The following is a 20,457-nucleotide window of genomic DNA, read 5'->3' as shown; positions in this document are numbered from 1 at the left end:
GCCACTCACCCCGGCAGGGTCAGTGGCCGGCGGAAACGCTCTCCAGCTGGAGGGACCTGGCCGTTGCCCTTTCGAGCTCCACCGCAAGTTCCGGGTTGTCATCGAGCTTGACGCCGTAGCCGGGCATCATGTCCTTTAGCGTGGCCTGCCAGCCCTTGAAATTCTTCGGGAAGGCCTTCCGCAGCAGTTCGATCATGATGGGCACCGCGGTGGAGGCTCCGGGGGAAGCACCGAGGAGGGCGCCGATGGAGCCGTCACGACCGGCGATCACTTCAGTGCCGAACTGAAGGACGCCGCCCTTCTGCGGGTCTTTCTTGATGATCTGTACACGCTGGCCGGCGGTGATCAGTTCCCAGTCACCTGCTTTCGCCTCCGGGTAGTACTCGCGAAGGGCTTCGACCTTGTCGGCGTGCTTCTTGGCCACTTCCTTGACCAGGTACGCCGTGAGGTCCATGTTGTCCTTGGCAACGGCCAGCATCGGGATGATGTTGCCGGGCCGGATGGACAGCGGCAGGTCCAGGTAGGAGCCGCTCTTCAGGAAATTGGTGGAGAATCCGGCGTAGGGGCCAAAGAGCAGGGAACGCTTGCCGTTGACGTAGCGGGTGTCCAGGTGCGGCACGGACATGGGAGGAGCCCCCACGGACGCCTGGCCGTAAACCTTGGCGCTGTGCTGCGCAGCCAGGGTCTCGTCCGTGCACCGGAAGAACTGGCCGGAAACCGGGAACCCACCGTAGCCCTTGCTTTCCGGTATGCCGGAAGCCTGGAGCAGGTGAAGAGCGCCTCCGCCGGCGCCCACAAAAACAAACTTGGCGTGGATCTTGCTGTGTTCCCCGGACTTGGGGTACTTCAACGAAAGGTTCCAACCGCCGTCAGAGGCCCTGGAGATCCCCGTGACATCGTGGCCGTAGTTGATTTCGACGCCGTTGTTCCCCAGGTAGGTGGTCAGCTCCCGGGTCAGCGCCCCGAAGTCCACGTCCGTACCCTCGGCAGCTCGGGTGGCTGCGATCCGCTCCTTGGGGTCCCGCCCCTTGACGATCAGCGGGGCCCACTTGCCGATCTGGCCGTGGTCCTCGGAGTATTCCATGCTGCGGAACAGGGCATGCGGCTTAAGCGCCTCATGGCGGGTCTTCAGGAACCTGGTGTTCTCCTCGCCGATCACAAAGCTCATGTGCGGCACGGTGTTGATGAATCCCTTGGGCGACCCGATCAGGGACTGGTCCACGAGGTGGGACCAGAACTGGCGGGAAAGCTGGAACTGCTCGTTGATGAGCAGTGCCTTGGTGGGGTCCACCGAGCCGTCTTTGGCTGCGGGGGAGTAGTTGAGCTCGCAGAGGGCGGCGTGGCCGGTTCCTGCGTTGTTCCATGGGCCCGAGCTTTCCAGCCCCGGCTCGTCCAGGCGCTCGAACATGGAAATGGTCCAGTTCGGCTCCAACTGCTTGATGAATGCCCCCAGCGTGGCGCTCATGATGCCGCCGCCAATCAGGACGACGTCGGCATGTGGGGTCTTGGAAATGAAGGTCACGATCAGTCTCCGATTGCAGCGGCTCTGGCTGTCACAGAATATCCCCGGGCAGCCCTACTACTGAAATTGGGCTGGCCCGTCAAGGCTTCAGTTGCACTTTGGTGAAAACTTCATTTAAGACAGGCGACGCCGGATAGCTCATTACGCGGTCGGAGAGGGCCAGTGCCGAGATGGGGAAGGCAATGGGCACCGCGGGAACGGATGCCGCGATCTGGGCATTGATGGTGTGATATTGCTCGTCGCGTTCCTCTCCCTCCGGCAACCCGCGCGCCCGGTTGATCTTCGAGAAAACCTGCGGATCCTGGTAGCCGAACTCGCCGTTCTTTTCCCCGAAGAGGGGGCCAACAAAGTTGTCGGCGTCTGAGTAGGAGCCGTTCCAGCCCAAAAGGTGGAGCGCGTGGTTGCCCGGGGACTGGACTTTCTGGAGATAGCCATCGGACCAGTCGATGGGCACAGGCTGGATGTTGAACCCTGCCGCCGTGAGCTGCCGGCTGATTTCGGCGTAAACCTTTTCAGGCGTGGGCAGGTACGGCCGGGTGACATTCAACGGATAGTAGAACCTCAGCGCTTCGCCGGCGTAACCGGCCTCCTTGAGGTACTCCTTGGCCTTTGCCGGGTCATGGCCCAGCGCAGGGGCGTCATTGTTGAACCCGCTGATCTTGGGCGGCACAAACTGCGTGGCCGCGGCGGTGTTGTCGATGAAGAACTTCCGGATCAACGTCTCTTTGTCGATGGCCAGCTCGATGGCCTGCCGGACTTTTTGGTTCTGCAGGACCGGAATTTCCTGGTTGATGCCCAGATACATCACCGAGAACGGATCACGCTGCACAATCTGCTTTCCGCGCTTCACCAGTTGGTCGAAGTTGCCTACCGTGACGGCGTCGTATCCGTCGATTTTGCCGTCCAGCAGCGCCTGGAGACGTGCCTGGGGGTGGTTGTAGGCCACGAAGTTGATGGTGGCGATCTGGCCGCGGTCCCCCCAGTAGGACCCGTTGCTGACCAGGGTGACGCTCCCTTCGTCCCAGGACTTCAGGATGAACGGACCTGTTCCCACCGGATTGGTGCCGAAGGCGGACACGGCCTGGCCGCCGCGGTTCCGGTCCAGCACATCGGCGTTGCCTGCGGCCAGTGCTGCAGGGGAGGCGATGGCAAACGCAGGCAAGGTCAGAGCCTGCAGGAATGCGGTGAAGCGCTGCGTCAGGTCGATCTGCACGGTGTCGTCGGCCAATGCGGTGCAGCTCTTGAAGATGGACAGTTCGGCCTCGTCCGAGTGCGCCTTGAACACGTCCTTGAACGAACTGCCCGGGGCCTGCCGGCGGAGGTCCGGGGAGAAGGCGAACCACCGCTTGAAATTGCTACACACCGCGTCCGCGTTGAACGGAGTGCCGTCCTGGAAGGTGACGCCGCTGCGCAGCTTGAAGGTGTAGGAGCGGCCCTCGTTGGATTCGCTCCATTCGGTGGCCAGCAGCGGAGTGGGCTTCCCGGTGGTCTGGTCCACGCCCACCAGCCCCTCGAGGATCTGCCGGGTGATGCGCTGGGACTCAACGTCGCTGGACAGCGCAGGATCGAGGCCCAACGGCTGCACTGAGGTGCCGAAATTGAAGGTGGCTGTGGGTTCTGCAGCAGTGCTGGGAGTTGGCGTGGTTGATGACGGCGAGGGGGCCGGAACGGCTGTGCACGAGGTGACGCTCAACGCCAGGATGACGGCTCCGGCCTTGATGGCCGTCCGCCGCGATGGACTGCTGGGCACTCGTTTATCACCTCTGGATCTTGCCGGCGCCGCCGACTGCGGGCCGCAACCCAGTCTAGTTGACCCCATCATCCCGTTTTCCGGAGGCCCGCGCCGAGAGGCGCCCTCAATATAAGCCGGGGGCCCGGTCCTTTCGGAGCGGGCCCCCGGCCATGCTGACGAAATTACTTGGGCATCAGCACCGAGTCGATCAGGTAAACCGTGGCGTTCTTGGTCTGGACGCCGCCGCAGATGACCTTGGCGCCATCAACCGTGAGGGCGTTGCCGCTGCCGGCAACCTTAACGGATCCGCCTTGGACGGTGGCGTGGGTACCGGCAATCTTGTCAGGAGTGATCTGGCCCGGAACCACGTGGTAGGTGAGGATCTTGCTCAGGAGGGCATCGTCCGTCTTCAACGTTTCGATGGTGGCGGCATCAATCTTGGCGAAGGCGTCATCAACGGGCGCGAAGACCGTGAATTCACCGCCGTTGAGGGTGTCCACCAGGTCCACCTTCGGGTTCAGCTTGCCGGATACTGCGGAAGTCAGGGTGGTAAGGATCGGGTTGTTGGACGCTGCGACGGCCACCGGATCCAGTGCCATGCCCTCAACGGATCCGGCGCCGCTGGGCACCTGCTTGGCGTACCCTGCGCAGCCCGGGCCAACCAGGTTTGCGGCCGGATCCATGGCCGCGGCGGAGGAGCTGGCTGACGGGGAGGGGGCCATGCTGGAAGCCGCGGGTGCGGCGGCCGGGGCGGAGGAACTTGAGGTGCCGGCCGAGCCGCCACACGCCGTGAGGCTGAGCAGAGTTGCAGCTGCGACGCCTGCGACCGTGAAAGTTGTGCGCTTGATTGTCTGCATTTCGGTTCTCCTTGGGTTTGCGTTCCGCTGGCCGCGGACGGGATGTCCGGGGTTTTTGTTTGCGTCTGGCTCGTGGGCACCTGCCCTTGGCTGGTGTCTCAATGGGTATTCGGGAGTTGCACGAATACGGATGGGTCAAACGTCAAGGAGTTTTCAGCGAACTGCCAAAGTGAAGCATTTAGCCCCGGCGGCGCGTGCACCGCACGGGCATAAACGAAAAAGAGATCCCCGGCCGGAGCCGAAGGATCTCTTTCCCTATCAGTGTGCGCAAGGGGGGACTTGAACCCCCACGCCCGAAGGCACAGGAACCTAAATCCTGCGTGTCTGCCAATTTCACCACTCGCGCTTGGCCCGGAGCGTGTTTCAGCCCGATCGCGGGGCTGGTAAACGTACGACGCCGAATGCCAGTTTTTATTGTAGCCTCGCGCAGGCGGAACCTGCGTCAGCGGCGCCCAGGTCAGGCGTCCAGCTTGAGGTCCCGGCGGAGCTTTGCCACGTGTCCCGTGGCCCGGACGTTGTACTGGGCAAGCGCCACCTTGCCGTCCGGACCAACCACGATGGTGGAGCGGATCAGGCCCTGGTAGGTCTTGCCGTAGTTTTTCTTTTCCCCCCAGGCCCCGTAAGCCTCCGCTACGACATGGTCCTCATCCGAGAGCAGCGGGAAGCTAAGGCCTTCCTTGGCGGCAAATTTTGCGAGTTTCTCCACCGGGTCGGGGGAGATACCCAGGACGTCATATCCCGCGGACTGCAGGGAGGCCAGGTTGTCCCGGAAATCGCAGGCTTCCTTGGTGCATCCGGGTGTTGCAGCTGCAGGGTAGAAGTAGATGATGGTGTGGCGGCCCGCGCGCGGGGCGAGGCCGGCGTCGTGGCCGGCTGCGTCCTTAAGCGTGAACGGGGGCGCTTCGTCGCCGGTTACAAGTCTGTCAGCCAATGTTTTTCTCCTAGTTGCAGGCAGGACACACCAGCCTAGTAAGCAGCGCGGACCAGTGCTAATCGACACTTGGCTATACTTACTGCTATGCCTGATATGGATCACTGGCCCACAGGGCGCCTCTTGTCCACTGCTGCGCGCCTCGTCGAACACTCCTGGAACGAAAAGCTTGGGGCCATAGGCCTCACCCATGCCGGTGTTATCGCCATCGAGGTTCTCAACGCGCAAGGACCCATGACGCAGGCGCAGCTTGCCCAGTACGTGCGTGTCCAAGCCCAGACCATGGGTAAAACCCTCAGCAGGCTGGAGTCCCACGGACACATCGCCCGGGTGCGCAGCACGTCGGACCGCAGGAGCCACGTCGTATCACTCACGGAGCGGGGCAAGGAAGCCGTTGCCGCTGCCGTCGAGATGGAGCGCACCGTGCTTGCAGCAGCCACCATTGATCCGGACGTCCTTCGCCAGGAACTTAAAGCCGTTGTCCGGGAACTGGCAAGTCAGTTCGGATCGCAGGCCACCGGAGCGCTCCTGGAAAACCCATCCATGACCCCATAAGCCTCGCAGCCGGCACCGCGTCTGCGGCCGGCAACCGGGCGTGATCCCAGCTTCCTGCGGAGCGGGGGCCACGCCCTTTCTTTTATCCGAGGGCCAATCGATGGCAGTCAATGTGGGTTGGAAATATCCAATGGAGTTGTTGCGCAGCTAACCCCCTGTTGGCAGCGCTTCGGTCGCACCAGGTAGCGGATAAAACAAAACAGCCCCCGGCTCGCGTTTCCGCAAGCCAGAGGCTGTTTTCCCAGTGGTGCACCCCCCGGGACTTGAACCCGGAACCCATTGATTAAGAGTCAATTGCTCTGCCAATTGAGCTAGAGGTGCATCTTTTGTTTCGATCGTTTGGGGCTTTTTCTTTCCCCGTTGATCTCCGCAACGACATGAAACTCTACACGAACTTCCGGCGCATGTGAAATCGGGGCCCAGCAGCATTCCCTGCCTGGCCCGATGGGGGCAGAACCAGCAGAAAGTAGGGGTTTTTGTTGTTAGTGAGCAGCCAAAATCCGCCGTCGGGTGTCCGCACTGCGTCCCCGATCCGCCCGCGCCCACGTGTGAAATGGGCCACAGGAGTGCCTGCCTCTTCTCCGGCGGGCCGCTACCCCCGCGCCGGTCCTGCTAGCTCCGCCTCCGCCGGGGAGCCCTGAAACCTGCAGCCTCGGCGTGGGCGGCAGATTCGAACCACACTCCAGCCCTGGCCTGCTCATATTCGGGGTGCCCCTCCTCGTAATAGACCATGGCGCCGGCGTCACCCTTAACGGTGTAGTCCGCGGGCCCGCTGCCGTCCGCCGCAGCAGACGCCGAGCCCTCGCCATAGGGTTCCTCCGCCGCGAGATGCCCTGCCGGCTCCTGCCCTGCCGGCACCTGTGCCGTGGGCACCTGCACTGCAGGGGCAGCACCGCCCGCCGGGTCCTGGTTGTGGTCCGTGCCGGTTTCCACCAGCGCCGAGGACTGCGCCCGGTCCCGGGTTTCTGTTGCTGCAGCGTCGCTGGGAAGGCGGGCGCCGGCAGCAGCGGCATGTCCTTCGTTTTCCTTGGGGCCGGGCGTGCTTGCGGACGGGACGGGTAAGGGTGCCCCTGTGGCGGCGTCGTCCGCGTCTTCTACCGCCGCTGTCTCGGCACCCGGCAAGGTGGGGGCATGGGGTTCCGTGTACTCCGGGTGGTGAACGGGTGTTTGTCCCGTTGGCTTCGCTTGCTCGGGGGAGGGGGTGGGCGCTGCCGCTGCGGCACCTTCCCGGTGGCCGGTTTCCTGGTGGACGTGGGACGGCCCTGACGCCTCCGACCACTGGGTTTCCCATTCAGCCTCATCATGGACCCGGCGTTCGTCCTGTGCCGTTCCTTCCGCCTTGTCAGTCCCGGTCCCGGTGCCGACGGCAGTCGCGCCTGTCCTGCTGTGGCCCTGCGATGCGCTCGGGCTGGGTCCAGGCGTCGCCGTTGCTTCAACCGGTTCAGCTGCCGTGCTGGGCGCCACGGGCTCGGCCGGGGCGCCGAATCCGGCGGCGCTGGCAATGCCGGTTGTGCCGGCAGCTTCGGCAGATGCTGCTGCCCCGCCTCCGGCGAGGGCGCCGTCTGTCCGGGTACCGCCGTCTGTCCGGGTACCGCCGTCTGTCCGGGTACCGCCGTCAGGTCGGGCGCTATCCGCTTGGGAAGCGCTCCCGGAAGAGCTGGAGGAATTTCTTCGATTAAGCCACCACCACACAAGACCGGCAACCACAACGAGCAGAATGATCCAGAAGACAAAATCCATGGCGAGTCCTTCAGTCGGATGGCAAGGTGCACTTTCCCCGACGCTACGTCGGCTCAACAGTGCTGTCTAGCTCTTTGACCTGCCGGGACGCTCAATACCGGACGTCAGCCCAGGAGCGGATTCCGCGGTCAAAACCCGGGCCCGGTTCCTGGCAAAAAAGCGGCACCTGCGCCGCCTGGCCAACACTGGGCCGCAGGGCGAATTTCTTCCGCCGATCTCACTATGCGAGATGACAGTCCACTATCTGATCGGAATATCCGCGATTTTCCGGCTCATTGGTTGCGCCGTGTCGCTGGGCCGGGCCGTGGAGCCCTAGAATTTCCCCTATGAGTGAGGACACCCTGATCGCGACCAACAACAAGCCTGATATCAAGCCCCGAAGCCGGGTAGTAACTGACGGCATTCACGCCGCCCCCGCCCGCGGCATGTTCCGCGCAGTGGGCATGGGCGATGACGACTTCGCCAAGCCCCAGGTCGGCGTCGCGAGTTCATGGAACGAGATCACCCCCTGCAACCTCTCGCTGAACCGGCTGGCCCAGGGCGCCAAGGAAGGCGTGCACGCGGGAGGTGGTTTCCCCATGCAGTTCGGCACCATCTCCGTCTCGGACGGCATTTCCATGGGACACGAGGGCATGCACTTCTCGCTGGTGTCCCGCGAAGTCATTGCCGACTCGGTTGAAACCGTGATGCAGGCAGAGCGCATCGACGGTTCCGTCCTGCTGGCCGGCTGCGACAAGTCGCTCCCGGGCATGCTGATGGCAGCAGCCCGCCTGGACCTGTCCAGCGTCTTTCTCTACGCCGGCTCCATCATGCCCGGCTGGGTAAAGCTTGAGGACGGCTCCGAAAAGGAAGTCACCCTCATCGACGCCTTCGAGGCTGTTGGCGCCTGCGCCGCCGGCAAGATGAGCCTGGAAGACCTGACGCGCATCGAAAAGGCCATCTGCCCGGGCGAAGGCGCCTGTGGTGGCATGTACACGGCCAACACCATGGCCTGCATTGGTGAGGCTTTGGGCATGTCCCTGCCCGGTTCCGCCGCCCCGCCCTCGGCAGACCGCCGTCGTGATGAATTCGCCCGCAAGTCCGGCGAAGCGGTGGTCAACCTGCTCCGCGAGGGCATCACCGCGCGCGACATCATGACCAAGAAGGCCTTCGAAAACGCCATCGCCGTGACCATGGCCTTCGGCGGCTCCACCAACGCCGTGCTGCACCTGCTGGCCATCGCCCGCGAGGCGGAAGTTGAGCTGACCCTCGATGACTTCAACCGCATCGGCGACAAAATCCCCCACCTCGGCGACCTCAAGCCCTTCGGCCGCTACGTCATGACCGACGTCGATAAGATCGGCGGGGTGCCCGTGATCATGAAGGCACTGCTCGACGCCGGCCTGCTGCACGGCGACTGCCTCACCGTCACCGGCAAGACCGTTGCGGAGAACCTGGAGGCCATCAACCCGCCGGACGTCGACGGCAAAATCCTGCGCGCGCTGGACAACCCCATCCACAAGACCGGCGGCATCACCATCCTGCACGGCACCATGGCTCCCGAGGGCGCAGTGGTGAAGAGCGCCGGCTTCGACGCCGACGTCTTTGAAGGGACAGCCCGCGTCTTCGAGCGTGAACAGGGCGCCCTGGACGCGCTGGACAACGGCCAAATCCGGGCCGGCGATGTTGTGGTGATCCGTTACGAGGGCCCCAAGGGTGGCCCGGGCATGCGCGAAATGCTTGCCATCACCGGCGCCATCAAGGGCGCGGGCCTGGGCAAGGATGTCCTGCTGCTCACCGACGGCCGCTTCTCCGGCGGCACCACTGGCCTGTGCATCGGCCACGTAGCCCCCGAAGCGGTGGACGGCGGCCCCATCGCCTTCGTCCAGGACGGGGACCGGATCCGCGTGGACATCGCGGCCCGCAGCTTCGACCTCCTGGTGGACGAGGCAGAGCTCGAAGCCCGCAAGGTGGGTTGGGAACCGCTCCCGGCCAGGTACACCAAGGGCGTCCTGGCAAAGTACGCCAAGCTGGTGCACAGCGCCAGCACGGGCGCATACTGCGGCTAAGGCCTGCCCAAGGGATTCGGCGCGGGGCGCCGAATCCCTTGGGGGCCCTCGGCCTTGGCCTTATTAAGCCCTGCCGCCTTTGCGGTTGGCTACAGTAGGGCAGGCAGAGGTTGATCCTCCACTGGGCGGATCAAAAGGTGGACAATGGAGTCCACATGGTGAGATCGCGGGACGCCTCGTTGACACGTGTCTCGCCCAGAGGGAACACTGAACGCATGACCTTCGTTACCAACGGCACCGTCGTCGTCCTTATCCAGCGCGTGGCACATTAGCCCCTGGTAACGAACCGTCACGCGCAACCCCTCGAAGAGCCGCCAGGCTGAGGGGTTTTTTTATTTCCCGCAGTTTCCACGAACCACAGATGATCCACAAGGAAGAGTCCGATGAGCAAAGGATCGCCGATCAGCCCCTCGCTGATGGCTACTAAGTCCGCTGGAGCCCCTAAGGCTCCGGAACGCGCCGACCGCACGGCAGGCCACGCCGTCGTCGTCGCCGACCTTGCCGCTGTCTCTCCTGTCCTTGGGCCGAACAACGTTGTACCCCCAACGGTGATGACCGGCTCGCAAGCTATTGTCCGCTCGCTCGAAGAACTCGGCGTCGACGATATTTTCGGTTTGCCCGGTGGCGCAATCCTGCCCACCTATGACCCCTTGATGGCCTCCAGAATGAACCACGTCCTGGTCCGTCACGAACAGGGAGCCGGCCACGCCGCGCAAGGCTACGCCATGGTCACCGGGCGGGTGGGTGTTTGTATCGCCACCTCGGGCCCGGGCGCCACCAACCTCGTTACCGCCATCATGGATGCCCACATGGACTCCGTGCCGCTGGTGGCCATCACCGGCCAGGTATCCAGCGGTGTCATCGGCACCGACGCCTTCCAGGAAGCTGACATCGTGGGCATCACCATGCCCATCACCAAGCACTCCTTCCTGGTGACCGACCCCAATGACATCCCGCACGTGATGGCGGAGGCCTTCCACCTCGCGTCCACCGGCCGCCCGGGTCCTGTCCTGGTGGACGTGGCCAAGGACGCCCAGGTGGGCCAGATGACTTTCTCCTGGCCGCCCCGGGTTGACCTGCCTGGCTACCGTCCGGTCACCCGGGGGCACAACAAGCAGGTGCGCGAAGCCGCAAAGCTGATCGCCGCAGCACGCAAGCCCGTGCTGTACGTGGGCGGCGGTGTAGTCAAGGCGCATGCTTCTGCCGAGCTGCTGGCACTGGCGGAAGCAACCGGCGCTCCCGTGGTCACCACGCTGATGGCGAAGGGCGTCTTCCCGGACTCCCACCCGCAGCACATGGGGATGCCGGGCATGCACGGAACTGTTTCAGCCGTGACTGCCCTGCAGCAGTCCGACCTCCTGATCACCCTGGGCGCCCGCTTCGATGACCGCGTTACCGGCGTCCTGAAGACGTTCGCGCCCCTGGCGAAGGTCATTCACGCTGACATCGATCCTGCCGAGATCTCCAAGAACCGCACCGCCGATGTTCCCATCGTGGGCTCCGTGAAGGAAATCATTCCGGAGCTCACCGAAGCCGTACGTACCCAGTTCGAGGCGTCGGGAACTCCGGACCTCACCACGTGGTGGGCTTTCCTGAACAACCTCAAGGAAACGTACCCGCTGGGTTGGACCGAGCCGGACGATGGACTGTCTGCTCCGCAGAAAGTCATCGAGCGCATCGGTGCGCTGACCGGGCCGGAAGGCATCTACGTTGCGGGCGTCGGTCAGCACCAGATGTGGGCGGCACAGTTCATCAAGTACGAGCGCCCGCACGCCTGGCTGAACTCGGGTGGTGCCGGCACCATGGGCTACGCGGTCCCGGCTGCCATGGGTGCCAAGGTGGGCGAGCCGGACCGGGTGGTCTGGGCCATCGACGGCGACGGCTGCTTCCAGATGACCAACCAGGAACTGGCCACCTGCGCCATTAACAACATCCCCATCAAGGTGGCCGTGATCAACAACTCCTCGCTGGGAATGGTGCGGCAGTGGCAGACCCTCTTCTACGAGGGCCGCTACTCCAACACCGACCTGAACACCGGCCACGACACCGTCCGCATCCCGGACTTCGTCAAGCTGGGGGAGGCCTACGGCTGCGCGTCGTTCCGCTGCGAACGGGACGAGGACATCGACGCCACCATCCAGAAGGCCCTGGAGATCAACGACCGCCCCGTGGTCATCGACTTCGTGGTGAGCCCAAACTCCATGGTGTGGCCGATGGTGCCCGCCGGCGTGAGCAACGACCAGATCCAGGTTGCCCGCAACATGACCCCGGAATGGGAAGAAGAGGACTGACCATGAGCCGCCACACACTTTCCGTCCTGGTCGAAGACAAACCCGGCGTCCTGACCCGCGTCGCAAGCCTCTTCGCCCGCCGCGCGTTCAACATCAACTCCCTGGCCGTCGGCCCCACCGAAGTCCCGGGCATCTCCCGGATGACCGTGGTGGTCGACGCCGATGGCGACCTTATCGAACAGGTCACCAAGCAGCTCAACAAACTGATCAACGTCATCAAGATCGTTGAGCTGACCTCCGAATCTTCCGTGCAGCGTGACCACATCCTGGTCAAAGTACGTGCGGATGCCGCAACACGTCTGCAGGTGACCCAGGCTGCAGACCTGTTCCGCGCCTCAGTGGTTGACGTCTCCACCGATTCCGTCGTCATTGAAGCAACGGGCCACCCCGAAAAGCTCACCGCACTGCTCTCAGTGCTTGAGCCATTCGGCATCCGCGAAATTGTGCAGTCCGGCACCCTGGCCGTTGGACGGGGATCCCGCTCCATGAGTGACAGGGCGCTGCGTTCCGCGTAGGACTCCGCCAAGGGTCCGCCCCGGCAGTACGCAACGCCCGTAACCGCACCACCAAACACCTATCTACAAATCCACTCAAGAGGAGTTACGCAAGTGACTGAAATGTTTTACGACGACGACGCCGACCTGTCGATCATCCAGGGCCGCAAGGTTGCCATTGTTGGCTACGGTTCACAGGGCCACGCCCACGCGCTGAACCTGCGCGATTCCGGCGTCGAGGTTGTTATCGCGCTGAAGGACGGCTCAACGTCCGCAGCCAAGGCCGAGGACGCAGGCTTCACCGTCAAGAACGTTGCCGACGCCGCCGAATGGGCCGACGTCATCATGATCCTCGCGCCGGACCAGCACCAGCGTGCGATCTATAACGACTCCATCAAGGACAAGCTCAAGCCCGGCAAGGCACTGGCTTTCGCCCACGGCTTCAACATCCGTTTCGGCTACATCCAGGCTCCGGAGGGCGTTGACGTCGTCCTGATCGCCCCGAAGGCTCCCGGCCACACCGTGCGCCGCGAGTTCGAAGCCGGCCGCGGCATCCCGGACATCATCGCCGTCGAACAGGATGCTTCCGGCTCCGCCTGGGACCTGGCCAAGTCCTACGCCAAGGCAATTGGCGGCACCCGCGCCGGCGTCATCCAGACCACCTTCACCGAAGAGACCGAAACCGACCTGTTCGGTGAGCAGTCAGTCCTCTGCGGCGGCGTGTCCCAGCTGGTCCAGTACGGCTTCGAAACCCTGACCGAAGCTGGCTACCAGCCGCAGATTGCCTACTTCGAGGTCCTTCACGAGCTCAAGCTCATCGTGGACCTCATGTGGGAAGGCGGCATCGCCAAGCAGCGCTGGAGCGTTTCCGATACCGCAGAATACGGTGACTACGTCTCCGGTCCGCGCGTCATCACCCCCGAGGTGAAGGAAAACATGAAGGCCGTCCTCGCCGACATCCAGTCCGGTGCCTTCGCCAAGCGCTTCATCGAAGACCAGGACAACGGCGGCGCCGAGTTCAAGGAACTGCGTGCCAAGGCCGAGCAGCACCCCATCGAGGCTGTTGGCCGCGAGCTGCGCTCCCTGTTCTCCTGGCAGCAGCAGGACGTGGACTACGTTGAAGGTTCCGCCGCCCGCTAAGGCCGCCGCTCAGGCGCCACTATAGGCAGCAGTGAGGCCGGGTTCACACTTAACAATGTGAGCCCGGCCTTTCCGTCGGCCTAGACTTGTTCCCATCCCCAGGACTGCAACGCAGAGGATCAGCCGTGTTAAAACCCGTAGTACTGCTCGCCGAAGAACTTTCCCCCGCAACTGTCGAGGCCCTCGGCCCGGACTTCGAGATCCGCCAGACCGACGGCGCTGACCGCTCCCAGCTGCTCTCTGCCATCAGCGATGTTGACGCCATTCTGGTCCGCTCAGCCACCCAGGTGGACGCTGAAGCGATCGCGGCGGCCAAGAACCTCAAGGTCATTGCCCGCGCAGGCGTGGGGCTGGACAACGTGGACATCAAAGCCGCCACGCAGGCCGGCGTCATGGTGGTCAACGCCCCCACGTCCAATATCGTCTCCGCCGCCGAGCTCACCGTGGGCCACATCCTCAGCCTGGCCCGCCACATCCCGCAGGCCAGTGCAGCCCTCAAGGACGGGGAGTGGAAGCGCTCCAAGTACACGGGCACCGAGCTGTTCGAAAAGAAGATTGGCATCATCGGCCTGGGCCGGATCGGTGCCCTCGTAGCGGCCCGCCTGAAGGGCTTCGACACCAAGATCCTTGCTTACGATCCCTACATCACCTCCGCCCGCGCCGCCCAGCTCGGTGTGCAGCTGGTGACCCTGGACGAACTCCTGGCCCAGTCCGACTTCATCACCATCCACATGCCCAAAACCCCTGAAACCGTGGGCATGCTCGGTGCGGATGCGTTCAGGAAGATGAAGAAAACCGCCTACGTGGTCAACGTGGCCCGCGGCGGCCTCGTGGACGAGGAAGCCCTGTTCGCGGCCCTGCAGGACGGCGAGATCGGCGGTGCCGGCGTGGACGTCTTCACCAAGGAGCCCAGCACCGACCTGCCGTTCTTCAAGCTGGACAACGTGGTGGTCACCCCGCACCTCGGCGCCTCCACCGATGAAGCGCAGGAAAAGGCCGGCGTTTCGGTGGCCAAGTCCGTCCGCCTGGCCCTGGCCGGCGAGCTGGTGCCGGATGCCGTCAACGTCGCCGGCGGTGTCATTGCCCCGGACGTCCGTCCCGGAATCCCGCTGATCGAGAAGCTGGGCCGCATCTTCACCGCCCTGACCCACGATTCGCTAACCCAGCTCGACGTTGAGGTTGCCGGCGAAATTTCGTCCCTGGACGTCAAGGTCCTGGAGCTGGCGGCACTGAAGGGGGTCTTCGCCGATGTGGTGACCGAGCAGGTCTCCTACGTCAACGCCCCGGTCATCGCCGAACAGCGCGGCATCAACGTCCGCCTGATCACCACCCCTGAGACGGAGTCCTACCGCAACCTCCTGACCCTCCGCGGTGCCCTCAGCGACGGCAGCCAGATTTCCGTGGCCGGCACCCTGACCGGGCCCAAGCAGATCGAGAAGCTGGTGGGCATCAACGGGTTCGAGGTCGAGATCCCCATCAGTGAGCACCTTGTGGTGGTTGCCTACACCGACCGTCCCGGCGTGATCGGAACCATCGGCCATATCCTGGGCATGAACAACATCAACATCGCCGGCATGCAGGTGGCACGCCACGACCAGGGCGGCCAGGTGCTCGCGCTGCTGACCATCGACAGCTCCGTGCCGCAGCAGGTCCTGGACGCTATCAAGGCCGGCATCGGCGCCGAGATGGTCCGGGAAGTGGACCTGGAGGACTAACCTCCGGTTCGCCGAAACGCCGTACTGCCACCCTCCGCTCGGCGCGTCCCGGCGGGGCCACGTATGATTGGCCGGTCTGCTTACAATGGCTGGGTCCTGGTTCAGGACCTTGCCGGCAGACCGGCCAATACCTTTTGCACATCCGTCCGTAATCGTCCACGCCCGCCCAGCGCGGTCCCGAATGTGCGCACGCAATCCAGGTTTCAGGGAGTTCAATGAACGCCGTCCAGAGGTTCATCAGAAGCAGAGTGCTGCTGTTGACCGCGGCCATCTTGATCGCAGCCATGTGCTTGTCGGTCCTCGTCCAAAGCCAGTCGCAGGCCGCGCTCAGCCGGACAGTGAATGAAAATTCACGGGGGCTCTACGATGTCCTGGTCCAGGCAAAGGCGCCCTCGGGTGCGCTGCTGCAGCCGGAAATTGCCAACGGCACCGGCGGCATCAGCTTTGAACAGCTGGAGGCCATCCGGCAGTTGTCGGGAACCTCGGTGGCAGCGCCCATCAGCCTTGTGTCCCGGGTGACGCAGAACCTCGAGGCGCCGCGGCTGGATGCCATGGACTACCTCGGCTACAACGCCGGGCTTGCTGGCACCGCGACGGCGGACCAGGCTGCCGGAGCCACCGCGCCGGCAGAGTGGCCCGCCGCCGAGTCGGTTCTCAGCGATGAGGCCAAAAAATACCGCCTGACCGCCAGCGCCGTCAGCTCCGACGGGGTTTCAGAGCAAACGCTCTTTAAGTCCACCGCCGAAGGAACCTTGGGCAAGGCCAAACTCGTCGAGGAGCAGGCCGCCGGGGGGAGCAGCATCCGCATCGCCGCTCCCGAGGATGAAACGGGCATCAAGTTCGCTGCCCCGGCCGGCGGTTCCGAACATAACCTGTTCAACCTGTCCGTCTCGCTGCCCCTCGCGCCGGAGGTCACGGAATCCGTGGTCGCCGTCGATCCCGCGGCCGAGCGCACCCTCCTGGGTTCTGCCGGTGACTTCCTGGCCCCGCTGGAAAAGGCGCCGCCGGCCGACGCCCGTAATGCCGGAGCCGTCGGGCGCTACTTCGAAGGCCTGTTCACCAACGGCATCGGCCTGGACGAGCTGGAAGAAGGCCCGGACTTCCTGGGCGTGAAGCTCAAGTACTGGGCACCCCTGATGACCCAGTACCAGCAGGCCAAGCGCAACGGCCAGTTGACCGACGATTCCCAGGCCATTCCCCTTATCGTGCGCTCGGGCACGTCCCTGGACCTGAAGTACAACGTTAAGATCGAGGAGATTGACGACGCCGGCAAGGTGGTCAAGGACGTCGGAACCGTCTCCCGGTCATTGGGCCAGGACTACCTCCCGTTTGTCTCGAAGGACCCCTTCGTTCTCTCCTGGCCCGGCTCCACGGACCACTCCTCGGTCCTCGGCGCCACCGGCAACTTCAACCAGGGGCTGTATACCCCCGCGGAGTGGAGCACGGATTTCGCTGCCGCCCCGAAATACACCGACGGCGAGACGGCCGCAAACGGCGCCGTCGGCAAGACCGCCGTTCCAGGCGAGTGGGTCACAGTCAACCGCCTGCCCGAAAAGAGCGCCAACGGCACCCCCGTTGACCAGACCCAGCGCGAGCCCGTGGACGAACGCTCCTACCGCGAAAACCTGGAGACGGGGGACCAGAAGGATGGAGCCCCGCTTGCCATGGTCTACGGAACATTTGATCCTTCCGCAGTGGCAGAGGCCGCCGGCGACGTCAACAAGCTTCCGTTGGGCGGCTACGACCCCACCCCCTTCACCCTGGTCAAGGACGCCGGCGGCAAGGACGTTCCGGCCACCGGCCTCGAGCCATCCCTGAGTGCGACGGGGCTTGCCAGCCAGTCCGCCGGTGCCATCACCGACTACTACGGCCTCGCTGCTGCCCGCGGCTACAAGAAAAACGCTTCAGTCATCGACGCCGTCCGTGTCCGCGCCGATGCGCCCGGCAGCTGGAAGGAAGCCCAGCCGGAGGTGGAAAAGCTGGCCGCCGAGATCCGCAATATGGGTCTGGAGGCCACCATTGTGGCCGGGTCTGCCCGCGAGGACGCCAATATTTTTGTTCCCGGTTACTCCAAGGACGACGCCGGCAAGGAATCCGACCTTGGTACGGTCCAGCAGTCATGGGTCAGGCAGAATGCAGCCGAGGCGGTAACCGGTTCCCTTTCCGGAACCAACATCACGCTGCTCTTCCTGACGCTTTGCGGGGCTGCGCTCCTCACTGGTGCCTCGACCGTGAGTTACATCCGCAAGCGGCGGAGCGAAGCAGGAACACTGCGCGCCATGGGGTGGACCCAACGCCGCATCCGCAGCTGGGTGCTGGAGGAGTTCGCCGTGGGTGCTGTACTGCTTGCCGTGGCCGGCACCGTTCTGAGCCTCGTCAGCTGGAGCCTCACAACTGCCCTGGTCTGCGTTTCCGTCCTGGTCCTGTACGCCGGTGCTGCGTTCTTCGCAGCACAGCAGCTGCGCCACCGGGACGTCATCGACCAGGAACCGCAGCATGACGAGCGCCTTATTCCGGTGGATTCACCGCTGACCTTCGCGAACCGCCAGCTGGGCACCAACAAGTTCAACACGCTGGCCCTGGCCGTTGCAGTCGGCGTCTTCGGCGCTGCCGTGGGCGGACTCATCGCGCTGCTGATCGACATTCCCCGCGCGGCCGGCGCCAGTGCGCTGAGCGGACTTGCCGCTGCCAGCGTGGCGCTGCCGAGTATTCTCCTGGCTCTCGCCGGTGTGATCGTGGGACTGGTGCTGACCCTGGTCACCGGACGCTTTGAGCTTAACGCCAAGCGGCAGTACCTGGGCATCCTCGAAGCCATGGGCTGGAACCCGGACATGCTCCGCCAGGTCCGGCTGTTCGAGAACGCGCTGGTGGGAAGCGTGGCATTGCCGCTGGGCGTGCTGGGCGCCCTGGGCATTGGCCTGCTGCTGGCCCCCTATGCCGCGCTGTGGGCAGGCGTTGCCGGCCTCGTGGCTGTACTTTGCTGGATACCGATTGCAACGAAAGTGGTCCAATGACAAACCAGACCAATGTCCAGCGGAGCCGCAGGAGCGGCTCCGGCGACGTCCCCCTGCAGACGCGCGCCAACACCATCGTCAAAGCCGCTGACCACGGGACCCCGCTGGAACTGAGCGACATCACCATCCGCTACGGCGGCGGCAAAGGCGGCGCAGAGGCAGTCACCGTGGTGGAAGGCTTCGACCTCACGCTGCACGCGGGTGAGATGCACTGCGTCGCCGGCCGAAGCGGATCCGGCAAGACGAGCATCCTGACGGTCGGAGCGGGGCTGACCCTGCCGACGTCGGGCCGTGTCTTCTGGGAAGGTGATTCCCTTGAAAGCATGGGCGACGACGAAATCGCCGACCGCCGTCGGGCCCTGATCGGATACGTGGACCAGGGCGGCGCCCTCATCGATGGAATGAGCGCGCTGGAGAACGTGCTCCTGCCGGCTGTTCCGGACGGGGAAGTGGACCAGCGCCGGGACATGGCCAAGGACCTGCTGGACCTCGTGGGCCTGGGCCGCCGCATGCGGCACCGTCCGGCCCAGCTGTCCGGCGGCGAACGCCAGCGCGTGGCCATTGCCCGTGCCCTGATCCTGGGCACCAGGGTCCTCGTGGTGGACGAACCCACGGCGAGCCTCGACCGTGCCTCGGCAAACCGCATCATCAGCATCCTGAAGGACACCACGTCGGACGGCATCGCCGTCCTGGTGGCCTCGCACGACCATGAACTGGTCCGGCTCAGCGACTCCCTGACCGAACTGATCTAGCCTGTCCCTCCGCACCGAAGGTAACGTCCGCCCGTGACTGCTTCACAGAAAACGCCGTTCTACATCACCACGGCCATCACCTATCCCAACGGGGTGCCCCACATCGGCCACGCCTACGAGTACATAGCCACAGACGCCATGGCGCGCTTCAAGCGGCTTGACGGGTATGACGTGATGTTCCTGACCGGCACGGACGAGCACGGGATGAAGATCGCCCAGACCGCCGAAAAGGAAGGCATCACGCCCAAGCAGTTGGTGGACCGGAACGTCGAGGTCTTCAAGGCGGCACATTCGGCCCTGGGCATCTCGTACGACCGTTTCATCCGCACCACGGATGAGGACCACTACGCCGCCTCGCAGGCCATCTGGAAAAAGATGGAAGCGAACGGGGATATTTACCTCTCCAAATACGAGGGCTGGTACTCCGTCCGGGACGAGGCGTTCTACGTCGAGGACGACACCGTGGTCAAGGACGACGGCGTGCGCTACTCCAAGGAGACCGACACCGAGGTGACCTGGACGGCGGAGGAGAGCTACTTCTTCCGGCTTTCCGCCTACCAGGACAAGCTCCTTGCCCTTTACGAGGCCCAGCCCGAGTTCGGTGCCCCGCAGTACCGGTTCAACGAAGTCATCAGCTTCGTCAAGCGCGGTCTCGAGGACCTCTCCATCAGCCGCACCACTTTCGACTGGGGCGTCCCGGTCCCCGGCAACGACAAGCACGTGATGTACGTCTGGGTGGACGCCCTGACCAACTACCTCACCGGCGTGGGCTACCCCGACGTCGACTCGGAAAAGTTCCGGACGTTCTGGCCGGCCGATGTCCATGTCATCGGCAAGGACATCTCCCGGTTCCACGCCATCTACTGGCCCGCCTTCCTGATGAGCGCCGGCCTGGAACTGCCCAAGCGGGTCATGATTCACGGGTTCCTGCACAACAACGGGGTCAAGATGTCCAAGTCGCTGGGAAATGTGGTGGCCCCGGCCGACTTCGTGGAGCAGTACGGCCTTGACCAGGTGCGTTTCTTCTTCCTCCGGGAAGTGCCTTTCGGCGCGGACGGCAGCTACAACCACGACGCAATTGTTGGCCGAATGAACGCCGACCTCGCGAACAACTTCGGCAACCTTGCCCAGCGCTCCCTGTCCATGGTGGCCAAGAACTGTGAGGGCAAGGTGCCCGTTCCGGGGGCGTTCACAGCGGAGGATAAGGCCATCCTGGCGCAGGCCGCCTCCCTCCTCGACGTTGCACGGGCAGCGTTTGAGAAGCAGGAGTTCAGCCGCGCCCTCGAAGCGGTCTGGGGCGTCCTGGGTGACACCAACGCCTACTTCGCCGAGCAGGCGCCGTGGGTGCTGCGGAAGACCGACGTCGAACGTATGAACACCGTGCTGTACGTGACGCTGGAAGTCCTGCGGATCGTGGCCATCCTTGCCCAGCCGGTCATGCCCACCGCAACAGCGGCGCTCCTGGCCACCCTCGGCCAGCCGGAAGGGGAGGCCCGCCAGTTTTCCGCCATCGGAACGCCGATTGCTGCGGGTACTGAGCTGCCGGCTCCGTCGCCGGTGTTCCCCAAGTACGAGGAGCCCGCTGAGGCCTGACGCTCTGCCGCATCCTGAAGACACCGACGCTCTCGAACCTGCCGGCCAGGTCCGAGAGCGTTTGGCGTTCCTC

At 64.2% G+C, this 20,457-nt stretch carries 14 protein-coding genes and 2 tRNA genes; 9 read left to right on the top strand and 7 right to left on the bottom strand.

Annotation, left to right across the window (positions count from 1 at the left end):
• Positions 1 to 19: 19 nt before the first annotated feature.
• From M1E07_RS12685 to bcp, 5 genes are all read right to left on the bottom strand, one after another.
• Entirely contained in the window at positions 20 to 1,522 is a 1,503-nt protein-coding gene (locus tag M1E07_RS12685) for a malate:quinone oxidoreductase (protein ID WP_461187037.1), read from the bottom strand.
• A 79-nt stretch (positions 1,523 to 1,601) separates the two neighbouring features.
• A complete protein-coding gene (locus tag M1E07_RS12680; protein WP_461187036.1) occupies positions 1,602 to 3,272 on the bottom strand; it encodes an ABC transporter substrate-binding protein in 1,671 nt (556 codons plus the stop codon).
• A gap of 164 nt (positions 3,273 to 3,436) precedes the next feature.
• The gene (locus M1E07_RS12675; RefSeq protein WP_461187035.1) at positions 3,437 to 4,111 is read right to left on the bottom strand and encodes a fasciclin domain-containing protein; all 675 of its coding nucleotides are present in this window, start codon (positions 4,109 to 4,111) and stop codon (positions 3,437 to 3,439) included.
• Between the two features lie 264 nt (positions 4,112 to 4,375).
• A tRNA-Leu gene (locus M1E07_RS12670) sits at positions 4,376 to 4,457 on the bottom strand.
• A gap of 111 nt (positions 4,458 to 4,568) precedes the next feature.
• The gene (gene bcp / locus M1E07_RS12665; protein WP_461187034.1) at positions 4,569 to 5,042 is read right to left on the bottom strand and encodes a thioredoxin-dependent thiol peroxidase; all 474 of its coding nucleotides are present in this window, start codon (positions 5,040 to 5,042) and stop codon (positions 4,569 to 4,571) included.
• A gap of 96 nt (positions 5,043 to 5,138) precedes the next feature.
• On the opposite strand from bcp, the gene M1E07_RS12660 reads away from it, so the two are divergent.
• Positions 5,139 to 5,597, top strand: a complete 459-nt coding sequence (locus M1E07_RS12660; RefSeq protein ID WP_461190395.1) for a MarR family winged helix-turn-helix transcriptional regulator — start codon at positions 5,139 to 5,141, stop codon at positions 5,595 to 5,597.
• 245 nt (positions 5,598 to 5,842) lie between these two features.
• On the opposite strand, the gene M1E07_RS12655 is transcribed toward M1E07_RS12660, so the two are convergent.
• Positions 5,843 to 5,918: transfer RNA gene (locus tag M1E07_RS12655), tRNA-Lys, on the bottom strand.
• 291 nt (positions 5,919 to 6,209) lie between these two features.
• Positions 6,210 to 7,337 carry a sunset domain-containing protein gene (locus M1E07_RS12650; RefSeq protein ID WP_461187033.1) on the bottom strand — a complete coding sequence of 376 codons (1,128 nt, stop codon included), beginning with the start codon at positions 7,335 to 7,337 and terminating at the stop codon, positions 6,210 to 6,212.
• 326 nt (positions 7,338 to 7,663) lie between these two features.
• Here M1E07_RS12650 and ilvD point away from each other — a divergent pair, with 326 nt between their 5' ends.
• From ilvD to metG, 8 genes are all read left to right on the top strand, one after another.
• Positions 7,664 to 9,385 carry a dihydroxy-acid dehydratase gene (gene ilvD / locus M1E07_RS12645; protein WP_461187032.1) on the top strand — a complete coding sequence of 574 codons (1,722 nt, stop codon included), beginning with the start codon at positions 7,664 to 7,666 and terminating at the stop codon, positions 9,383 to 9,385.
• A gap of 383 nt (positions 9,386 to 9,768) precedes the next feature.
• Complete coding sequence (locus tag M1E07_RS12640; RefSeq protein WP_461187031.1) at positions 9,769 to 11,676, top strand: acetolactate synthase large subunit; 1,908 nt, start codon at positions 9,769 to 9,771, stop codon at positions 11,674 to 11,676.
• A gap of 2 nt (positions 11,677 to 11,678) precedes the next feature.
• The gene (ilvN, locus tag M1E07_RS12635; protein WP_050054685.1) at positions 11,679 to 12,191 is read left to right on the top strand and encodes an acetolactate synthase small subunit; all 513 of its coding nucleotides are present in this window, start codon (positions 11,679 to 11,681) and stop codon (positions 12,189 to 12,191) included.
• Between the two features lie 93 nt (positions 12,192 to 12,284).
• Positions 12,285 to 13,310 (top strand): ketol-acid reductoisomerase, encoded by a 1,026-nt coding sequence (gene ilvC / locus M1E07_RS12630; RefSeq protein ID WP_461187030.1) that lies wholly within the window; start codon positions 12,285 to 12,287, stop codon positions 13,308 to 13,310.
• Positions 13,311 to 13,435: 125 nt separating this feature from the next.
• A complete protein-coding gene (gene serA / locus M1E07_RS12625) occupies positions 13,436 to 15,025 on the top strand; it encodes a phosphoglycerate dehydrogenase (protein ID WP_461187029.1) in 1,590 nt (529 codons plus the stop codon).
• Between the two features lie 215 nt (positions 15,026 to 15,240).
• Positions 15,241 to 18,039 carry an ABC transporter permease gene (locus M1E07_RS12620; protein ID WP_461187028.1) on the top strand — a complete coding sequence of 933 codons (2,799 nt, stop codon included), beginning with the start codon at positions 15,241 to 15,243 and terminating at the stop codon, positions 18,037 to 18,039.
• The gene (locus tag M1E07_RS12615) at positions 18,036 to 18,791 is read left to right on the top strand and encodes an ABC transporter ATP-binding protein (RefSeq protein WP_461187027.1); all 756 of its coding nucleotides are present in this window, start codon (positions 18,036 to 18,038) and stop codon (positions 18,789 to 18,791) included. The genes M1E07_RS12620 and M1E07_RS12615 overlap by 4 nt, the downstream gene beginning before the upstream one ends.
• A 33-nt stretch (positions 18,792 to 18,824) precedes the next feature.
• On the top strand, positions 18,825 to 20,384 hold the full coding sequence (gene metG / locus M1E07_RS12610; RefSeq protein WP_461187026.1) for a methionine--tRNA ligase: 1,560 nt from the start codon (positions 18,825 to 18,827) through the stop codon (positions 20,382 to 20,384).
• The last annotated feature ends 73 nt before the right edge of the window (positions 20,385 to 20,457 follow it).

It is taken from the genome of Arthrobacter sp. Z4-13, from assembly GCF_054792705.1.
This window is presented reverse-complemented; position numbering and strand designations above follow the sequence as displayed.

Coding starts and splice junctions, on each gene's coding strand:
- M1E07_RS12675 (WP_461187035.1), bottom strand. CDS start 4,111: ATGCAGACAATCAAGCGCACAACTTTCACGGTCGCAGGCGTCGCAGCT.
- M1E07_RS12660 (WP_461190395.1), top strand. CDS start 5,139: ATGGATCACTGGCCCACAGGGCGCCTCTTGTCCACTGCTGCGCGCCTC.
- M1E07_RS12650 (WP_461187033.1), bottom strand. CDS start 7,337: ATGGATTTTGTCTTCTGGATCATTCTGCTCGTTGTGGTTGCCGGTCTT.
- ilvD (WP_461187032.1), top strand. CDS start 7,664: ATGAGTGAGGACACCCTGATCGCGACCAACAACAAGCCTGATATCAAG.
- M1E07_RS12640 (WP_461187031.1), top strand. CDS start 9,769: ATGAGCAAAGGATCGCCGATCAGCCCCTCGCTGATGGCTACTAAGTCC.
- ilvN (WP_050054685.1), top strand. CDS start 11,679: ATGAGCCGCCACACACTTTCCGTCCTGGTCGAAGACAAACCCGGCGTC.
- M1E07_RS12620 (WP_461187028.1), top strand. CDS start 15,241: ATGAACGCCGTCCAGAGGTTCATCAGAAGCAGAGTGCTGCTGTTGACC.
- M1E07_RS12615 (WP_461187027.1), top strand. CDS start 18,036: ATGACAAACCAGACCAATGTCCAGCGGAGCCGCAGGAGCGGCTCCGGC.